The sequence below is a fragment of the Salinivibrio sp. SS3 genome, from assembly GCF_001722105.1.
GTDB classification, from domain to species: domain Bacteria; phylum Pseudomonadota; class Gammaproteobacteria; order Enterobacterales; family Vibrionaceae; genus Salinivibrio; species Salinivibrio kushneri.
On the sequence record NZ_MEBQ01000004.1, the window covers coordinates 133,119 to 152,341 of the forward strand.

Below are 19,223 nucleotides of genomic sequence, written 5' to 3' on the forward strand. Positions count from 1 at the left end.
ACAGTGGACGAGCAAGACAAAAAAAACGCCACACATAGTGCGGCGCCAGAATTAAAGCGTTTGCTTCTGGATCAGAAATGACTCTGTAAGAGCGGGGGAATCGTAAAACTTACTTGCTATACCCGAACGATGTCGGATATGTAAAACCTTGTGTATAGACTGACTGCTGGTTCCAGTAGTAGCTTGATACCATGCCTTCCATTTTTAACCTCTCTCAAGTTTAAACCAATGTTGTTCACATTTATCTCGGTTCCTTGGAGGCGAATACTCGGGTTCACTCCATGAACAACTGGCAAGCTTGGTTGCCAATGTCTAGATAATAGCCCAATGGTAATTTATTTACAAGCATTAAGGTGACCATAGTCACAAAAAATTCATATGTGTAATTTAATTACAATAAAAACGCCTAGTAAAGCTGGCATAAGCGGTTTCTATGGGTGACTGTTGTCAATATAGAGACAGTGATATCCTTGGGTTTGTTTTTCCATTCCAGTGAGGCCTGCTACGAAAAAGGCCATAGATAAAATAAAATGGAGTCTACCGTGTCTGAAATCAGCCAATTATCACCTCGCCCCGTTTGGGCATTCTTCGACCAGATCTGTGCTATTCCTCATCCTTCTTATCATGAGTCACAACTTGCTCAATTTATTATCGACTGGGCCAAAGGACGCGGCCTAGACGTCCGTCAGGATCAAACGGGTAACCTATTGATTCGTAAACCGGCAACACCCGGAATGGAAAATCGTAAAGGGGTTGTCCTCCAAGCCCACTTGGATATGGTGCCGCAGAAAAACGAGCACACTGTGCACGATTTCACGCGCGATCCTATTCGCCCTTATGTCGATGGTGACTGGGTGACCGCTGATGGCACGACATTAGGCGCAGATAATGGCATTGGTATGGCTTCATGCCTTGCGGTACTGGACGCTGATGACATCGAACATGGTCCGCTAGAGGTGCTACTCACCACCAATGAAGAAGCCGGGATGGATGGCGCATTTGGCTTGGAAGCAGGATGGCTAAACGGGGACATCTTGCTCAACACGGATTCGGAGCAAGAAGGGGAAGTGTACATGGGCTGTGCCGGTGGCGTCGATGCCAGTATGCACTTTCCAATAGAGCGTCAGGCAGACGATGAAGGACTTGCACGTTTTACGGTGGGGATCAAAGGGCTAAAAGGCGGCCATTCGGGCGTCGATATTCATACGGGTCGCGCCAATGCCAATAAATTACTGGCCCGTTTGCTCAGTCATCACCTTGGTGAAACAGATACTCGCCTACTTGCATTACGCGGCGGCACCTTGCGCAATGCCATCCCACGAGAGGCGTTTGCCGATATCGCCGTCCCTGCCGATCAGCAGCAAGCACTGGCGGCCGCGATCGATGACTTTGCCATGTTGATGAAAGCGGAGCTCGGCCAGCTTGAACCGCAAATCACTGTCATTCTAGAGCCATGTGACAACCCCGTAGCACCACTGACACGCGCCGTGCAGTCCCGCTTATTAGCGGCGTTAAATGCAGCACCAAACGGCGTCGTAAGAATGAGTGATGATATACCTGGCGTCGTGGAGACGTCACTGAACTTAGGGGTTATCAACACCGAAGAGGATCGTATCACTGTACTATTTCTGATCCGCTCGTTAATCGATTCGGGCAGAGAAATGATGCAAGGAATGCTACAGTCGTTGGCGAGTCTTGCCAATGTCACGGTCGAGTTCTCAGGGGCATACCCAGGCTGGAAGCCCGATCCTGACTCGCAAATCATGCATATCTTTCGTGACACCTATGAGGGCATTTATCAGCGTAAGCCTGATATCATGGTGATTCATGCCGGTCTTGAATGTGGCTTGTTTAAGAAGCCGTACCCAACGATGGATATGATCTCATTCGGCCCAACCATCAAGTTCCCCCATTCGCCCGATGAAAAAGTGCATATCGATAGTGTGGGTCATTACTGGCAGCAAATGCAGGCCATTTTAAAGGCAATCCCCGCTAAATCGGCCTAACCCAGTAAACTGAGTTGGGGGGCAGTGTCGTCCCCCAACCCTACCGATAGCCCAATCAGTCGTATACGTCTTCCCTCGCCACGATAAAACGCCTCATGCAGCAAGGTATCAAACAACGCGCGGTCAAGTGACTCGCATCGATGGGCCACCGTGGTGGTTTGAAAATCATTAAACTTGATTTTGATCCCCTGCCGACAAATTCGGCCATTGGCATCGGCTTTTTCTAAGCGGAGCAATAACGCTTGATAAAGATGCTCTATCCAGGGTAAACAAGCCTCGAGCTGGTCAATATCCTCAGATAGGGTACGCTCCACCCCCACGGATTTGCGAACTCGCTCAACTTCAACCTCTCGTGGGTCAATACCGTGCGCCCGCTGCCATAGCACGGCACCAAATTTCCCCATCCGCTGTATCAAGGCGGTTTGGTCGCAAGCCTGGATATCTGCGCAGGTGAAAAGATTCCATTCGTGTAATCTCGTCAGTGTGACTCGCCCCACACCAGGAATCGACTGCAAAGGGAGGTCACGGACAAAGTCATCGACCTGATCTGGCGCCACGACACAAATACCATCGGGTTTGTTTTTGTCTGACGCGACTTTAGCAACAAACTTCACCGGTGCCACGCCCGCGGAGGCAGTTAACGCTAATTCATGCCGAATGTCTCGCCGGATGGCTTCGGCTATTAAGGTCGCAGAATTTTGATAACATTGCGTTTCAGAGACATCGAGATAGGCTTCGTCAAGGGAAAGCGGTTCTATGGTATCAGTGTAGCGGTGAAAGATAGCATGAAGCTGCTGAGACACTCGGCGGTATTTACCCATGTCGCCGCGCATGACGGTTAGCCCAGGGCATAGTTTGAGGGCTTGGGCCGTCGCCATCGCCGAGCGGATCCCAAATCGGCGCGCCGGATAATTACAAGTGGCGATGACACCTCGTCCATTCGCAGACCCACCAATCGCTAAGGGAATGGTTTGCAACGCAGGATTATCGCGCATTTCGACGGCCGCATAAAAACAGTCCATGTCGATATGGATGATTTTCTTGCTCGCACGGCCGGTTATTGAGCTGGTCATTATGCTGCGTCGCTAAAAAGCCCATCGGTGGCGATCACCACGATGGGCATTGTCCCTAGATTATTTGGTTTTTCTTCCATTCACGCGTTTTTTCTGCGCGCTCTTCTCGCTTTTTCCGCGCATCGCATGGCTCTGGGCAGTCACACTCTTTCTCGATACCGACGGCCCCTAAGCCGCCACAGCTACCACTGATGGTTTTCTGCTGCACAATGTAACCAATCGCCATACCGGCAATGACGAGTACAAAGACAGCAAAGGTGATAAGAAAAACTGACATAATTGCTCACCTACTTTTAGTCGTCACGCTCAGCGAGATACCGCTGAGCGCTAGTTCCACGCCTGATGCGTGTAATAGACGCCAGTGCGTGACGCACTAACGGTTTAGATACGGTTTAAAGGCCTCTGACGCCATTTCTTTATACCCGTCATCGGTTTTGACCACCATAAACGCGGGAATATCCGCTTGATTGGCCAGCGCCATGGCCTTTTCTGGCCCCAACACCATAAAACCCGTCGCTAAGCCATCCGCGGTCATGCAAGAGGGATCAAGCACGGTGACGGACACGAGGTGATGGTTAATGGGTCGTCCTGTTTTGGGATCAATAATGTGCGAATAACGTACACCATCTTGCTCAAAATAGTTGCGGTAATCGCCAGACGTGGCGACGGCCATATCACCGGGTTGAATGATCTCCTGCACAGATTGCGCGCCAGCACTGGGTTTTTCAATGGCAATCCGCCATGGGTTTTGATCTTGATTGACACCCTTTAATTGTAACTCACCACCAATCTCAACCAAATAATTATCGAGCCCAAGCGACCCTAGATAATTGGCGACCACATCGACGCCATACCCTTTGGCAATGGTCGATAAGTCGACGTATAAATCAGGATGGGTTTTGGTAAGGGTGTTATCCTCAACCTGTAAATGCGACAACCCAACCCTTTCCATGCGAGAGGCGATGTCTTTGTCGCTCGGAATATTCTCGGGGCGTTTCTCTGGCCCAAAGCTCCATAAGTTCACCAATGGGCCGACGGTGACATCTAACGCCCCTTGAGTGAACGTATTCAGCCGTATCGCCTCTTTTACTACCGTTGCGGTTGCGGGTGATACGTCCATTGGTATATCCGCTTTCTGCTGATTGAACTGGCTTAATTCGGAGTCGGTACGATACGTCGACATCTGATCGTTAACCGTTTCCAAACGCGCATCAATCTCAGCTTGAACCTTATCTTGAGATGGGGTGTTCTCTGTGGCGATATATTTCACCGAGTAGTATGTTCCCATGGTCTCACCAGTCAGATGCACCAACTCAGGGGCACGGTCGCAACCGAGTAATCCCACAATCAGCGCAAATACCCATGCACAGCGTAACCATAACGTCTTCATAGCGGTGTCCTTGGACATCAGTTTCATACGTAAAAATGGCTGGCCCATAGGCCAGCCATTAAGCGGTAAGATAGACTGTCGGTGTTTACCCGCCGAAATCATCCAACATGATGTTTTCGTCTTCGACACCCAGGTCTTTAAGCAAACCAATCACGGCGGCGTTCATCATCGGCGGCCCACACATGTAGTACTCACAATCTTCTGGCGCTTCATGATCTTTCAGATAGTTTTCATAAAGCACATTGTGAATAAAGCCCGTGTCCCCTTCCCAGTTATCTTCTGGAAGCGGATCCGATAGCGCACAGTACCATTCAAAGTTATCGTTTTGCTCTTGGAGCATATCGAAATCTTCGACGTAGAACATTTCTCGCTTCGAGCGCGCCCCATACCAGAAGGTGATCTTACGGTCGGTATTCAGACGTTTAAGCTGGTCAAAGATGTGTGAACGCATTGGCGCCATACCGGCACCACCACCCACAAACACCATCTCCGCATCGGTGTCTTTAGCAAAGAACTCACCGAATGGGCCTGAGATTGTGCACTTGTCGCCTGGCTTAAGTGACCAAATATAAGATGACATCTGACCCGGTGGCACATCAGGATTACGTGGTGGTGGTGTTGCCACACGCACGTTCAGCATGATAATGCCTTCTTCTTCTGGGTAGTTAGCCATCGAGTACGCACGAATGATCTCTTCATCCACCTTCGACTCATAGCGGAAAAGGTTAAACTTCTCCCAGTCTTCTCGGTATTCCTCAGGAATATCAAAATCTGCGTATTTGATGTGATGCGGTGGCGCTTCAATCTGAATATAGCCGCCGGCTCGGAAGGGAACCGACTCACCATCAGGGATGCGCAGTTTAAGCTCTTTGATGAATGTGGCTTCGTTATCGTTGGAGATAACTTCACATTCCCACTTCTTCACACCAAAAATTTCTTCCGGCAGCTCAATTTTCATGTCTTGTTTTATTGCCACCTGACATGAAAGACGCTCACCTTCACGCGCTTCGCCTTTGGTGATGTGGTCAAGCTCGGTGGGCAGAATATCACCACCCCCTTCTTTAATTTTCACGCGACATTGACCGCATGAACCACCGCCACCACAGGCAGACGATACAAACACACCAGCACCGGCCAGTGCGCCAAGCAGCTTGCCACCTGGCTGAGTCACGATCGCTTTTTCAGGATCGTCATTGATATCAATTGTGACGTCTCCGGTTGGTACCAGCTTGGATTTGGCGAATAAAATCACCAATACCAGCGCCAGCACAATCAGAGTAAACATCACTACACCAAGAATAATGTCCATTGACTATTCCTTTTCTCGCAGTTTACCCGGCTTACAGTTGCACACCAGAGAAAGACATAAAGCCCAATGCCATCAGGCCAACGGAGATAAAGGTGATCCCCAATCCCCGCAGTGCTGGCGGCACGTCTGAATACTTCATTTTCTCACGGATACCCGCAAGGGCGACGATGGCTAACATCCAGCCCACCCCAGAGCCGAAGCCGTATACGACTGACTCTACGAAGTTGTAATCACGCTGTACCATAAATGATACGCCGCCAAAGATGGCACAGTTCACCGTGATCAACGGCAGGAAGATACCTAACGCGTTATAAAGTGGCGGGAAGAAGCGATCTAATGTCATTTCCAAAATCTGAACCAATGCGGCGATAACACCGATAAAGGTCACAAAGTTGAGAAAGCTAAGATCGATCCCTTTCACCAATGCATCTTCACGTAGGATCAGGTTATAGACCAAATTGTTCACCGGTACTGCGATAGTCAATACCACCACCACAGCGACACCGAGGCCGAACGCTGTTTTTACCTTCTTGGACACCGCCAAAAACGTACACATGCCGAGGAAGAATGCCAGCGCCATGTTCTCAATAAAGATTGAGCGCACCAGCAGGCTCAAATAATGTTCCATGTGCTGTTACTCCTTCGCTTCAACTTGTTCGGGTTTGAAGGTACGCACAATCCAAATCAAAAAGCCGATTAGGAAGAATGCAGATGGGGCCAGCAGCATCATACCGTTTGGCTGATACCAACCCCCTTCACTGACCACAGGCAGAATAGACACGCCAAAGACAGAGCCTGAGCCAAGCAGCTCACGGAAGAAGGCAACCGTCATCAGCACGAAGCCATAACCTAATGCGTTACCCAAACCATCGATAAATGACGGCAGCGGCGACGATTTCATCGCATAGGCTTCTGCGCGTCCCATCACGATACAGTTAGTGATGATCAGCCCCACGAAGACCGAAAGCTGCTTAGAGATGTCATAAACAAACGCTTTAAGCGTTTCGTCAACCACGATAACCAATGACGCGATGATCGCCATTTGCACGATGATACGTACACTATTCGGAATGTGGTTGCGGATCAGCGATACGAACAAGTTAGACATCGCGGTAACGAACATCACCGCCAAGGTCATAACAAACGCCGTCTGCATCTGCGTGGTCACCGCGAGTGCCGAACATACACCGAGGACCTGAAGGCCAATCGGGTTATTGTCTAACACTGGCGACAGCAGGTTTTTCTTCAGTTCTTTCGTTTCAGCCATTGGTCAGGCCTCCCTCTCGAACTTTTGCTAAGAATGGACCAAAGCCCAAATCACCTAGCCAGAAATCAAATTGTTTCTCGACACCGTTACTGGTCAAGGTTGCGCCCGATAGCGCGTCAATACCGTGCTCGCTATCACTCGGTGCACCGCCTTTAACCACCTTGATAGCAGGCTCGCCTTGTTCGTTAAATAGCTTTTTGCCATCCCACTTCGCGCGCCATTTCGGGTTTTCAACCTCGCCACCTAAGCCCGGGGTTTCCCCTTGCTCATAATAGACGATGTCAGCCACCGTATTGCCATCAGGCTCGACCGCAACAAACGCATACATCATGCTCCAAAGACCCGAGCCTTTCACTGGCAGGATGAGGCGTTGCAAATCACCTGTGTCGTTTTTCACCAAGTAGATCTTCGCAATATCGGCACGACGGCCAAAACCAGCGACATTTTCGTCACCACTTAGCTTTTTCGACATCCCAGGGTCTTTGGCGGCTTCACGCTGGTCGTAGTCTGCGACGTCTTCGACATTGGCCGCATCGGGGCTGACAAAGTCGCCTTTATCTAAGCTAACCAGACGCGGTTCAATGTACTTGTTATAAGCATCATTGATCGCACTCTTACCGCCCGACACCTCAATGCCAGCGACCGAGAGGATGTTCTTCTGTACGTCGAGCTTTGCGTTCATCTGCTGCAAAGGACGTAAGGCTACCGCTGCACCGGACACCACGATTGAGCATACCAAGCTCAACGCGATAACAACGATCAGCGTCTTCTTAATACTATCGTTACTACTTGCCATTACGAGCCAGTCTCCGTTTGATGTTGCCCTGAATCACCAAGTTATCGAACAAGGGTGCAAACAGGTTAGCGAACAGGATCGCCAGCATCATGCCTTCAGGATATGCTGGGTTAACCACGCGAATGATCACTGCCATGGCACCGATCAATGCGCCGTACCACCATTTCGCTTTATTGGTAAACGCGGCCGAAACCGGATCCGTTGCCATAAACATCATGCCGAACGCAAAGCCACCTAGAACCAAGTGCCAGTAGAAAGGCATGCTAAACATCGGGTTAGTGTCGGAACCAATCAGGTTAAACAGAGTTGCCGCCACCGCCATACCGACGAACGTACCCAAGATGATACGCCATGAGGCAATGCGCATGTATACCAAGGCCGCGCCACCAATCAAGATAGCAAGGGTTGATACTTCACCGATAGAGCCAGGGATATTACCGATAAAGGCATCCATCCAAGACATCGCTTGCCCGGAGACATTGTGTTGCAACGCGCCTTCACCGCCGGAGTACCATTGGCTCAATGCCGTTGCGCCTGAGTAACCGTCTGCGGCTGTCCACACTAGATCGCCAGAGATCTGCGCTGGATAAGCAAAGAACAAGAACGCGCGTCCCGCAAGCGCAGGGTTCAAGAAGTTACGTCCAGTTCCCCCGAAGATCTCTTTGGCAACCACCACACCAAAGGTGATACCCAGTGCAGCCTGCCATAATGGCAAGGTTGGCGGCACAATCAGTGCAAAGAGAATCGAGGTGACGAAGAAACCTTCGTTGACTTCATGCTTGCGCACGATGCAGAACAGTACTTCCCAAAAACCACCCACAATAAATACGGTGGCGTAAATAGGCAGAAAGTAGGTAGCGCCTAGAATGGTTTTGGTTCCCCACCCGGCAGCGGATAGCGGCCCCGCAATCGACTCGGTGAGCCAATAATGCCAGTTACCACTGATCACCTGTGCCAGTTGGTCACCAGAATATAAATCCATCAATCCCATGATGGCTTGGTTACCTGTGTTATACATGCCCCAGAACATCGCGGGGAACACAGCAAACCACACCATGATCATGATGCGTTTCAAATCGATGCTGTCACGCACGTGCGCGCCGGCTTTGGTCACCATACCCGGGGTGTACAAAATGGTGGCAACCGCTTCGTACAGGGCAAACCATTTTTCATGTTTGCCGCCTGGCTCAAAGTGTGGCTCGATTTGCTCTAGAAAATTTTTAAGGCTCATCAGTTACCCTTCCTTCTCAATCTTTTCTAGGCTCTCGCGGAGCATTGGACCGTACTCGTACTTGCCTGGGCAGACAAAAGTACAAAGGGCCAAATCTTCAGGATCTAACTCCAGCGCGCCCAGCTGTTGCATGCTATCTGTATCGCCAGCACAGATATCACGCAGCAGCATTGTTGGCTCGATATCTAGTGGCATTACTCGCTCATAATTACCGATTGGTACCATGGAACGATCACTGCCATTGGTCGAGGTGGTCAAATTGAAAAGTTGGCCTTTGAATAGGTGGCCAAGGTAGGCGCGCGTCACTGAGAAGCGGTTTTTACCTGGCGACAACCAACCAAACAGCTCTTTCTCGTTGCCTTCACGCAATACCGATACTTGCAAGTGGAAGCGACCCAAGTAAGCATGCGGGCCAGACGCTTTGGTCCCCGACAGCACTGAGCCAGAAATAACACGGCTTTCACCCGCCATCAGCTCGCCATCAGTCAGCTCGTCAAGGTTTGCGCCTAGCTGCGTGCGTACCAAGCGTGGCTTGTTAACCATCGGGCCTGCCAATGACACCACACGATCAGTGTTGATTTCACCGGTAAGGAACAAGTGGCCAAACGCAATCACATCTTGGTAGTTAAGATGCCACACCTTTTTCTCCATGCTTGCTGAGCGCAAGTGGTGGATATGGGTGCCCACTAAGCCTGCTGGGTGAGGGCCAGCAAAGACATGTTGTTCAACGTTAGATTGCTGACTGGTGGGTAACTCTACATTCGCCTTACAAACAAACACTTGCTTGTCAGTTAAGCGAGAGAGTACATCAAGACCTGCAACGAATGCCTCTTTTTGCTCATCAATGATCACTTTCGGATCCGCGGCGAGCGGATTGGTGTCCATTGCATTCACAAAAATGGCTTCCGGCACGGCATCAATCGCGGGCGAACGGCTGAACGGGCGCGTGCGGAGCGCTGTCCACATCCCCGACTCAACCAATTGGTCCACCACCGCTTGGCGCTCAAGAGAGGCCAGTTGCGACGCTTCATACTTGTTGAATGTGACTTGCTCGTTACCATCGACTTCAATGACGACAGACTGAAGAACACGTTTGGCACCGCGGTTGACTTCAACCACTTTACCGGCTGCGGGAGCAGTAAATACCACACCAGGGTTTTTCTTATCTTCGAAAAGGCCCTGGCCTTTTTTCACCACATCACCCACTCGCACATGCATTGTGGGGCGCATTCCAACGTACTCTTCGCCAAGCAAGGCGACTTTCTTGACAGCTGGGCCATCATTTATCACCTGAGCAGGAGTCCCAGCAATGGGGATATCCAAACCCTTTTTTATTGTAATCATACGCACTTGCACTACATTAACGGGAAAAAGAATTCTGTTATTGCGCAGTTAAAGACACGACTTTCGACTGTATGGTGGCCTGAGGGCGCACCGTCGCAACATCCTGCTAACCATGACGTTACACAAAGGTAGCCTAGGTTAGTCTTTAAGCACGGCATTCTATCACTAACCCCAGTATTGATTCTATGGGTATTGTCACTAGGGCGTGGCAATTATGCATACCTGTACAAACAATGCTCGTTGTAAGCTCACAGTTTTACTGTTGTTTTTTTGCTCGTCTTAAGGTGACGGTCACCGACCCCACGCTGTTCGCGTGGTGCGCCAAGCGCCGCGTTGATACCCACCCCACCAGCGACTTTATGTAAGAATTTGTTGCCATAACGTGAAGAATCAACACGCCTAAGCATATCGGCTCACCCTTATTTTACACCACCCCCGCGGCAGGCTGGCGAGTCTGGCGCATTTGCCTGCTCTTGCCACTCTTCTGGGGTGTAAGTATGGATAGCCAATGCATGAATATCATTGGCAAGCTCGTCCGCCAAGGTGGTATTGATCGCACGATGCCGCTGTATTAAACGCTTACCTGCAAACTCATCTGACACCACGACAACCTTGAAATGGCTCTCTGACCCTTCTGGTACATTGTGCATATCGCTTTCATTGCGGACATCAAGATGAACGGGCGCAAAAGCCTGTGTCAGTTTCTCTGTAATTTGCGTTTGAATTTTCATGGCTTCCCCAACCTATCAAGGGCAAGTTGCCCAGATTTTAGTCGTTATCGATAAAATTGCGAATTCAATAGCCTGATCACGCCATCATTGATGGCATACCCATCGAGTTTGAATTGCAGTTGTGGTGTGAGTGCGACAATATACGCAGTCAGTGACCTCTGACGCAAACGCTCCCATGAAAACAGAACTTGTAATCTCAAGCGACGAATCTCCCCTGACACTACACCGCTACCCGCGCCGAAAAAATGAGACACTTCAAGCCTTTGATGCAGCCGATGAATATATCATTGAGCACGCCAACACCTGGCAACTTGAGGCAGGCAATCGGGTTTTAATTCTCAATGATCAATTTGGCGCGTTGAGTTGTTGGGCATGCTCGCAAGGTTATGACGTCATTCAAATCAGCGATTCTGTGGTGTCACAGCAAGCGACTCTCGCGAACCTTCGCCAAAACCAGCTTCCAGACATTACGCTGCTTAAGAGTACGGAACCACTGCCTAAAGAGTTTGATGCGGTGATCATGCGAGTGCCTAAAAGCAGCAAAATGTTGGCATGGCAGCTCCAGCAACTGGCGTCTGTAACGACACCGGCCACACGCATCCTCGCCGGAGACAAGGCAAAAGCGATCCATACCTCTACGCTGAATCAGTTTGAGCACTGGCTTGGGGCAACCACCACCTCGTTGGCAAAGAAAAAAGCGCGCTTGATTTTTTCTACCGCTAACGCCCTCCCCCAACAGCCCACCGAGCCACTTAGCTATGTCGATGTGCCTGAGTTTTCCATGCGCTTGGCTAATTGGCCCAATGTGTTTTCCGCCAAAAAGCTGGATATCGCGGCTTACTTAATGCTTCCGCAAATCCCAAGCTCGGACGAAGAAAAAAATATTCTGGATTTAGGTTGTGGGAATGGTGTGCTTGCCCTGCAGGCGGCACGTAACAACCCAAAGGCATACATTTATGCAGTCGACGAGAGCCATATGGCCGTCGCCAGTGCCCAACACAACCTTGAAAGCCATGATATTGACTCACAACGTTTCCAATGTGAAGCACGAGATTGCTTGACCGATTTTAACCACACAGATATTGATCTTGTGTTGTGTAACCCGCCCTTTCACCAGCAACAAACCATCACTGATCACATTGCTTGGCAAATGTTTTGTGACGCAAAACGTGTTCTGACCACGAATGGCGCGCTTTTAGTGATTGGCAATCGTCATCTTGGCTATCATACTAAGCTAAAACGTCTTTTTGGTAACGTGACTGTCGTTGCGTCAAATAAAAAATTCGTTATTCTCAAGGCAGTCAACGCCCAATTTTAACAAAAGGATGCTGAACCCCATGAAGAAACTGATTATTGCCGCCGCTGTGTTAGTCCTAGCGGGCTGCTCAACACCTCGCGAGCCACAACTAACCATTGCACCGTCTCCAGCGTCATCCAATCAGCAGCAGGTCAACAACCTTCCTGTGGTGGTAAAGAGTAAGGACTTACGGACAGCTCAGTTCGTTGCGGTGATTGATAGCGGTCGCTCCAATGTTAAGCCGCTGCATGCCACCCAAAACTTACGCGTTGTCCTTGAAGATACCCTCTCACGCCAGCTTTCAGCACAAGGGTTCCGTGTCGTCGCAAATGGCCCGGGCATGCTCCGCCTCGATATTCTTGACGCCTTAGTTCGTGTTAAGCACACGGTATTCAAGCACGATATGGAAGCGTCAGTGCAACTGCAGCTAGTCGCTGAATCGCCGGATGGTCGCTTTGTAAAACGTTACACCGGCAAATCAACCCAGAGCGGCGTTAGCAGCGCTTCGCCCGACGATATCGAAATGGCATTAAACAACCTGCTAGAAGCTGTCTTGCAAGACATTGCCAACGATGAGCAGCTACTTGATCACATGAAAGCGCACTTTTAATCATGAAAATATGGGCACTTTTAGGGCTACTTGCACTGGTGGTGGCGCCAGTGCAAGCCAGCGTGATGGTCGCTGTTGAAACGACCCTGGGAGACTTTGTCTTGCAACTTAATGAGGATAAAGCTCCCAAAACTGTCAGCAATTTTTTACGCTATGTCGATGACGGCAGCTATGTCGGCACTCAATTTCATCGGGTGATCCCACGTTTTGTGGTGCAAGGAGGCGGATTTGATCAAGACCTCAATCGTCGCCCCACGTATGAACCTGTTGATAATGAATCACGTAATGGCCTACATAACCGTCGTGCCACCATTGCGATGGCTAGAACCCAAGACCCGGACTCTGCCACCCGCCAGTTCTACATCAATGTCAGTGATAATGGTTTTTTAGATGCAACCCCCAATAAGCTGGGGTACACGGTGTTTGGCCGCGTCGTGGAAGGGTTTAACACTATCCTGACCATCACCGAGCAGCCAACCGTTACTATCCCCAGCAAACGGATGCAGGATGTGCCGCAACAACCGATTATTATTACTGCTATCAATCGTGTCTCAACCCCCTAGTCTTTAAGTAGGCCACCTTATTATGCAGTCATCCAAGCTAAAAACGACCTTGGCGGCCTACGCCGACCGTCGCCTGCTCTTTGTTTTTTTAATGGGGTGCTGTAGTGGTTTCCCTTGGGTATTAATTGGCTCCAACTTAAATGGTTGGCTGGCCGATGAGGGGTTATCGCGCACGGCTATTGGCCTTTTTGGCTCAGTGTTCGTGCTTTACGCCGTTAACTTTTTGTGGGCCCCCCTGCTGGATAGGCTTAAGATCCCGGTACTGAATGAAAAGCTTGGCCATCGTCGTAGCTGGATTGTGGTGACACAATCACTGATGCTTGTCGCCACCTTGGCCTTGTCTCGCGTTAACATGCAAGGCCTGCAAGCGATTGATCCCTGGATCACCACCCTTGTCCTTTCGTCATTGATTTTTTCTATCGCCCTCGCGTCGGCCACACAAGACATAGCCATTGATGCCTTCCGTATCGATAACTTCGCCGAGCACGAAACCGAGAAGTTCCCGCTCGCCTCGGCGATGTCGGTCATTGGTTGGTGGACAGGCTATTCTGTGCCTGGCTATATCGGCTTTATCAATGCCGATGCCATCGGGTGGAACCAAGTTTATGTGATTATGGCCGGATTTGTCGGCTTAATGATTCTCGCCACCCTGTATGTCAAAGAGCCTGCCAGTGATCGGGAACAGCGCCAAGACAAGGCCACCAAACATTACCTCAACCAAGGCTACAGTGGCTTCCAAGCCTGGTTTGCCGTGACGGTGGTGGAACCTTTTGCCGAGTTCTTTCGTCGCAACGGGATTAAGGTAGCCCTTACGCTGCTGTTATTTGTGTTTTTGTTTAAACTGGGCGAAGCCTTTCTCGGTCGCATGTCGATCGTGTTTTACAAAGATGTTGGCTTTACCAATGAGCAAATTGGGTATTACTCCAAGCTAGTCGGCTGGGGGCTCACCGTGGTTTACACCTTAATAGGCAGCTACATCAACCTGCGCTTTGGCGTGATTAAAGGGCTGTTTATTGGTGGGGTCGCCATGGCATCCAGCAACCTTATGTTCGCCTGGATTGCCATGGTCGGCCCCAACGAGCACCTGCTATTAGGGGCCATCCTGGTAGACAACTTTACCTCGGCTTTTGCCACTATTGCGTTTGTCTCCTTTTTAACCTTCTTGACCGGCCGCGCATTCTCGGCCACTCAATATGCGCTACTCGCGTCTTTGGGGAACTTAGGCCGCACCACGGTTGCATCGTTTAGTGGCATGATGGTCGACTGGCTCGATAGCTGGTCAACATTTTTCGTAATAACCGCATTAATGGTGATCCCAGGACTAGTCATGCTGATCTACATTGGCAGACAGTTTCGCCAACCGCCGTCACAAAATGATAAGCATGCTAGACACTGCCTAGATTCTCGTCGCGACTAACCCTGACATATCACAGTGGAGTGCAAAATTTTGCGCGCCGCTGTGACTTATTGAGTAACAATGATCACATAAAACTGTCATGCAACCCTTTACAATCTGCCTCTGATCACAGCCTATTTTTGTGTCTATGTTTATTACATTCTTTATCGTGAACTTAATCAATATACTGCCTCTGTCCCATGCGCACTGCGCAACAACAAGACCCAGCAGAGGCAGTCACTATGAAAAAATCCCTACTCGCACTCGCCGTTATCGCCGCTAGCAGCGCATCCGTTGCTAACGCCGCCGATTACTCAGATGACATTTACAAAAATGATCACAAATGGCTTCAGTTTAATGCTATGTATGCTATTGACGAGAAGCCGCAATTTGGTGATGACACCAATAAAGACCATAACTATCTAGAAATGGAGTTTGGCGGCCGTAAAGGCGTGGTCGATCTCTATGGTTATGTGGATATTTTTGACTTGGCAGAAAGCGACAGCAATAACAACAATAAGAAAGACAAACCCAAGTCTTTTATGAAATTAGCGCCCCGCTTCTCAATTGATGGCATCACAGGGCAAGACTTGTCATTTGGCCCTGTACAAGAAGTCTACTTCTCGACCTTGTTTAACTGGGGCGGCGGCGATAGTGACACTAACAACTCGTTCTGGGGTGTCGGTGCCGATGTTGAGCTGCCATGGTTTGGCAAAGTGGGCATGAACCTCTATGGCTTGTATGACATCAATAAAAAAGATTGGAATGGCTATCAGTTCTCGACTAACTGGTTTAAACCTTTCCACTTTTTCGACAATGGTAGCTTCCTGTCATACCAAGGTTATATTGATTATCAATTCGGTGCCGATGACACCTTCAAAGGCAACAGTCAAGCAACCCATGGCGGCGCGATGTTTAACGGCCTGTACTGGCACTCAGACAACTACGCCCTCGGTTATGGCCTAAAAGCGTACAATGACGTCTACTTAATTGAAGATGGCGGCACAACTGACAGCTCGGGTATTTCTCACTACCTTAGCGCGACCTACAAATTCTAATCTTATCCAGCGCCGGTCCCTGCCGGCGCTGTGCTCCCTGCCTTATATTGTCTATGATACACTGGCCTTTTCATCGATAGGCAAGTGTCATGCGGATCACCTTGATAGGCGCAGGTGCGATCGGCACCTTATGGGCGGTCAAATTAAGCCAAGCGGGTCATCACGTTCATCTTATCACGCGCGATGGCGCTGATAAGCGGGCGCTGAACCTTGACGATACCTCCCTTACTTTGCCCGCCAACCAACCAGACTTACTGCGTTATAGTGATCTTTGGCTGGTTTGCACCAAAGCCTATGACGTGCAAGCAGCCTTAACCCCGTGCGTTGCTCATCTTGAGCCGGAAACCATGGTGATGTTGATGCATAACGGCATGGGACCTCATCAATGGCTCATTGATACCCTACCTGCCAGCCAGCCGCTGCTGCTTGCGACCACCTCACAAGGCGTGTTTCGCGCGGAAACAGGCGAGTATCGGCACACGGGCAATGGGCCCACAGCGCTCGGAGCAGGTAACCAAGCCGGTGAAGCCTGTCAGTTTCTCGCCGATGTCTTGGATCATGCCCTACCGGCAGCAACCTGGCAGAGCGATATCCTGGAATCGCTGTGGTATAAACTGGCGGTCAATAGTGTCATCAACCCGCTTACCGCCTTACATGGGATAAAAAACGGTGAATTGCTCAAACGAGACTATGCGCCAATCATTGATGCGCTATGCCAAGAATTAGCCACTGTAATGCGGGCGGAGCGGATCCTTGCCTCGGCTACCGAAGTACGTCAACGTGTGGAAACGGTCGCCAAGGCAACCGCAGACAACTACTCTTCAATGAATCGCGATGTATTTTACCGTCGCCCGACCGAGCTGGCGTATATTACGGGCTATGTGCTGCAACGCGCCCAAGCACACCAGATTTCAACCCCACACCACCAGCAGCTACACCAAGCCGTTCAACAAGTGGAGAGATAAGGAATCATCATGAGTGATAAACGCATCCTGATTTGTATGGCCAATGGCACAGAAGAAATGGAAGCCGTGACTGCCATTGATGTGATGAAACGTGCCGGCTTCAATGTCATCGTGGCCAGCGCCGATCCCGAAGGCGAGCTCACGCTAACCTGTTCACGTGGCGTCAAGCTAGTTTGCGACGCAGCACTGGCAACAGTCGCCGACCAGCCTTTTGACTGTGTGATCTTACCCGGTGGTATCGAGGGCGCCCAGTGCTTAGGAGAAAGTAACCTGATCACCGAGATCATCAAGCAGCAGCAGAGCGACAATGCGTGGGTGGCTGCCATTTGTGCCGCACCGGCGTTAGTGCTACAACGCCACCAGCTATTCCCACAGTCACACATGAGCTGTCACCCCAGCGTTAGCGATCAGATCCCAGCGCAATGGCTAAGCCGCCGCCGCGTGATGACCGACTATGACCATCGTTTGATTACCAGCCAGGGGCCAGGTTCGGCAATGGAGTTCGCGATCGAAGTCGTTCACGTGCTTGGCGGCAAAGCCTTGGCCTGGCAAGTGGCGGAGCCGATGATGCCCCTGCCTCAACTGCACTATGAGAAAAAGTTTACAGAAGGCTAGATTGACGCGAGGCTTAAACGCAAACAGGCAGCTAAATGGCTGCCTGTTGTCTTACTGCGGTAAGCCACTCGGCCTACACCCGATACACTTTCACGTTGTCAAAGCCCATATCTTTAAGATACAGCGCTTGCAAGCGACTCATTACCCCTCGCTCGCAATAGAGCAAATAGGTTTTCGTTTGGTCAAGGTCGCCAAACTGGGTCGCCAATTTGAAGAAAGGAATGTGCACCACATCAACGCCTTCAATCTCAAGCGGCTTATCTTCTTGCTCTTCTCGACTGCGGATATCCAGCACCACTGCGCCTTTCTCAACCTCATTAACCAGCTCCGCTTCCGGCGCTTTTTCTTGGCTCAAGGCTTCGATATCACGGATATCCATCACAGTCGCGTTGTCGACCACTTGCTCAAGCAGACGAAAATCAAACTTGGCTTCTTCGTGTTCAAGCTTGGCTTTTTCCGCTTTCACCGTTGGCTTTTTGGAAATCACGCCACAATACTCTGGCATGGTTTTGGCGAAATCTTCTGTGCCAATTTTACGCGCCGTTTGAATAATGTCTTCTTTGTCCCAGTTAATCAGTGGGCGCAAGATCAAGCTATCGGTGACGTTATCAATCATACGCAGATTGGTGAGCGTTTGGCTCGACACCTGCCCCAATGCCTCGCCGGTCACCAGTGCTTGAATACCAAACCGTTTTGCCACCATGGCCGCCGCCCGCATAAACATACGCTTCAACACCACGCCCATTTGCGCGCTATCGATATTTTCCAAGATGCTATTGACGACCGGCTCAAAATCAATCGAAATAAACTTCACTTTGGCCGATGAGCCAAATTTGTTCCAAAGATAATGAGATATCTGCTGCACACCCGTTTCATGCGATTTACCACCCAGATTAAAGAAGCAGTAGTGCACTTTACTGCCACGTTTAATATGTAAATAACTGGAAACGCCTGAATCGAACCCGCCAGAGATCAAGCTCAATACATCTTCTTGTGTACCGAGTGGGAAGCCCCCTAAACCTGCGTGACGATGTTTCACCACGTTGAGCTTATCGTGATCGACTTCCATCATCACGGTGACATCCGGTTTTTTCAGTTGCACACTGGCCGACGGCACGGCTTGGTTTAGTCCACCACCGACATAGCGCTCCAGATCGATAGAGGTAAAGTCATGCTGCCCACGACGCTTAGCGCGCACACAAAAGGTCTTCCCTTCGATTTGGTGACGCACACCCGCCAAAGTAAGCTCATAGATATGGTGTAAATCGTTAAACAGAGTTTGCTCAACCTCAAGCACGGTTTGCACTCCTGGTGTGTTGGTTAACACATCCAGAACCAGTTGGCGCTCGTTAGGTTGTTTTAACGTCACCTCAATGTGATCCCGACGGTTATATACCGCCGTATTATCAGTCCGACGCTTTAAAATATTACGAATATTGCATTCGAGGATTTTTGTAAAACGCTTTCTGACTGACTCACTTTTGACGATCACCTCAGGGTGAATTTTAACGATAAACTTCATAACCGGTTCGATACAGCTGGGAACAAAGCCGCGGATTATACAATAACCAG

At 50.1% G+C, this 19,223-nt stretch carries 19 protein-coding genes; 8 read left to right on the plus strand and 11 right to left on the minus strand.

What is annotated here, in order from left to right; translation table 11 throughout:
* The first annotated feature begins 530 nt into the window (after window positions 1-530).
* The gene (locus BGL48_RS02310; protein ID WP_069361137.1) at window positions 531-2,006 is read left to right on the plus strand and encodes an aminoacyl-histidine dipeptidase; all 1,476 of its coding nucleotides are present in this window, start codon (window positions 531-533) and stop codon (window positions 2,004-2,006) included.
* On the opposite strand, the gene dinB is transcribed toward BGL48_RS02310, so the two are convergent.
* From dinB to bolA, 10 genes are all read right to left on the minus strand, one after another.
* A complete protein-coding gene (dinB, locus tag BGL48_RS02315) occupies window positions 2,003-3,079 on the minus strand; it encodes a DNA polymerase IV (protein WP_083238384.1) in 1,077 nt (358 codons plus the stop codon). The genes BGL48_RS02310 and dinB overlap by 4 nt on opposite strands.
* A 55-nt stretch (window positions 3,080-3,134) precedes the next feature.
* Window positions 3,135-3,356, minus strand: coding sequence for a (Na+)-NQR maturation NqrM (nqrM, locus tag BGL48_RS02320; protein ID WP_069361138.1), 222 nt, complete (start codon window positions 3,354-3,356; stop codon window positions 3,135-3,137).
* A gap of 96 nt (window positions 3,357-3,452) precedes the next feature.
* Window positions 3,453-4,469, minus strand: a complete 1,017-nt coding sequence (locus BGL48_RS02325) for an FAD:protein FMN transferase (RefSeq protein WP_069361183.1) — start codon at window positions 4,467-4,469, stop codon at window positions 3,453-3,455.
* A gap of 85 nt (window positions 4,470-4,554) precedes the next feature.
* The gene (gene nqrF / locus BGL48_RS02330) at window positions 4,555-5,778 is read right to left on the minus strand and encodes an NADH:ubiquinone reductase (Na(+)-transporting) subunit F (protein ID WP_069361139.1); all 1,224 of its coding nucleotides are present in this window, start codon (window positions 5,776-5,778) and stop codon (window positions 4,555-4,557) included.
* A gap of 31 nt (window positions 5,779-5,809) precedes the next feature.
* Window positions 5,810-6,406: an NADH:ubiquinone reductase (Na(+)-transporting) subunit E gene (gene nqrE / locus BGL48_RS02335; RefSeq protein WP_069361140.1), complete on the minus strand. Its 597-nt coding sequence runs from the start codon at window positions 6,404-6,406 to the stop codon at window positions 5,810-5,812.
* 6 nt (window positions 6,407-6,412) lie between these two features.
* Window positions 6,413-7,045, minus strand: a complete 633-nt coding sequence (locus tag BGL48_RS02340) for an NADH:ubiquinone reductase (Na(+)-transporting) subunit D (RefSeq protein ID WP_069361141.1) — start codon at window positions 7,043-7,045, stop codon at window positions 6,413-6,415.
* On the minus strand, window positions 7,038-7,841 hold the full coding sequence (locus tag BGL48_RS02345) for a Na(+)-translocating NADH-quinone reductase subunit C (protein WP_069361142.1): 804 nt from the start codon (window positions 7,839-7,841) through the stop codon (window positions 7,038-7,040). Before BGL48_RS02345 ends, BGL48_RS02340 begins: the two co-directional genes overlap by 8 nt.
* Complete coding sequence (locus tag BGL48_RS02350) at window positions 7,831-9,072, minus strand: NADH:ubiquinone reductase (Na(+)-transporting) subunit B (RefSeq protein ID WP_069361143.1); 1,242 nt, start codon at window positions 9,070-9,072, stop codon at window positions 7,831-7,833. Before BGL48_RS02350 ends, BGL48_RS02345 begins: the two co-directional genes overlap by 11 nt.
* A gap of 3 nt (window positions 9,073-9,075) precedes the next feature.
* On the minus strand, window positions 9,076-10,416 hold the full coding sequence (locus BGL48_RS02355) for a Na(+)-translocating NADH-quinone reductase subunit A (RefSeq protein ID WP_069361144.1): 1,341 nt from the start codon (window positions 10,414-10,416) through the stop codon (window positions 9,076-9,078).
* Window positions 10,417-10,835: 419 nt separating this feature from the next.
* Window positions 10,836-11,147 (minus strand): transcriptional regulator BolA, encoded by a 312-nt coding sequence (gene bolA, locus BGL48_RS02360; protein ID WP_069361145.1) that lies wholly within the window; start codon window positions 11,145-11,147, stop codon window positions 10,836-10,838.
* Between the two features lie 175 nt (window positions 11,148-11,322).
* On the opposite strand from bolA, the gene BGL48_RS02365 reads away from it, so the two are divergent.
* From BGL48_RS02365 to BGL48_RS02395, 7 genes are all read left to right on the plus strand, one after another.
* Window positions 11,323-12,465, plus strand: coding sequence for a methyltransferase (locus BGL48_RS02365; RefSeq protein WP_069361146.1), 1,143 nt, complete (start codon window positions 11,323-11,325; stop codon window positions 12,463-12,465).
* Between the two features lie 19 nt (window positions 12,466-12,484).
* A complete protein-coding gene (locus BGL48_RS02370; protein WP_069361147.1) occupies window positions 12,485-13,054 on the plus strand; it encodes a YajG family lipoprotein in 570 nt (189 codons plus the stop codon).
* A 2-nt stretch (window positions 13,055-13,056) separates the two neighbouring features.
* Window positions 13,057-13,617: a peptidylprolyl isomerase gene (locus BGL48_RS02375; RefSeq protein ID WP_069361148.1), complete on the plus strand. Its 561-nt coding sequence runs from the start codon at window positions 13,057-13,059 to the stop codon at window positions 13,615-13,617.
* Window positions 13,618-13,639: 22 nt separating this feature from the next.
* A complete protein-coding gene (locus BGL48_RS02380) occupies window positions 13,640-15,034 on the plus strand; it encodes an AmpG family muropeptide MFS transporter (protein ID WP_069361149.1) in 1,395 nt (464 codons plus the stop codon).
* A gap of 221 nt (window positions 15,035-15,255) precedes the next feature.
* Window positions 15,256-16,071, plus strand: coding sequence for an outer membrane protein OmpK (locus tag BGL48_RS02385; RefSeq protein ID WP_069361150.1), 816 nt, complete (start codon window positions 15,256-15,258; stop codon window positions 16,069-16,071).
* Window positions 16,072-16,160: 89 nt separating this feature from the next.
* Window positions 16,161-17,036: a 2-dehydropantoate 2-reductase gene (locus tag BGL48_RS02390; protein ID WP_069361151.1), complete on the plus strand. Its 876-nt coding sequence runs from the start codon at window positions 16,161-16,163 to the stop codon at window positions 17,034-17,036.
* Between the two features lie 9 nt (window positions 17,037-17,045).
* Complete coding sequence (locus BGL48_RS02395) at window positions 17,046-17,651, plus strand: DJ-1 family glyoxalase III (protein ID WP_069361152.1); 606 nt, start codon at window positions 17,046-17,048, stop codon at window positions 17,649-17,651.
* A 73-nt stretch (window positions 17,652-17,724) separates the two neighbouring features.
* On the opposite strand, the gene thiI is transcribed toward BGL48_RS02395, so the two are convergent.
* On the minus strand, window positions 17,725-19,173 hold the full coding sequence (thiI, locus tag BGL48_RS02400; RefSeq protein WP_069361153.1) for a tRNA uracil 4-sulfurtransferase ThiI: 1,449 nt from the start codon (window positions 19,171-19,173) through the stop codon (window positions 17,725-17,727).
* Between the last annotated feature and the right edge of the window lie 50 nt (window positions 19,174-19,223).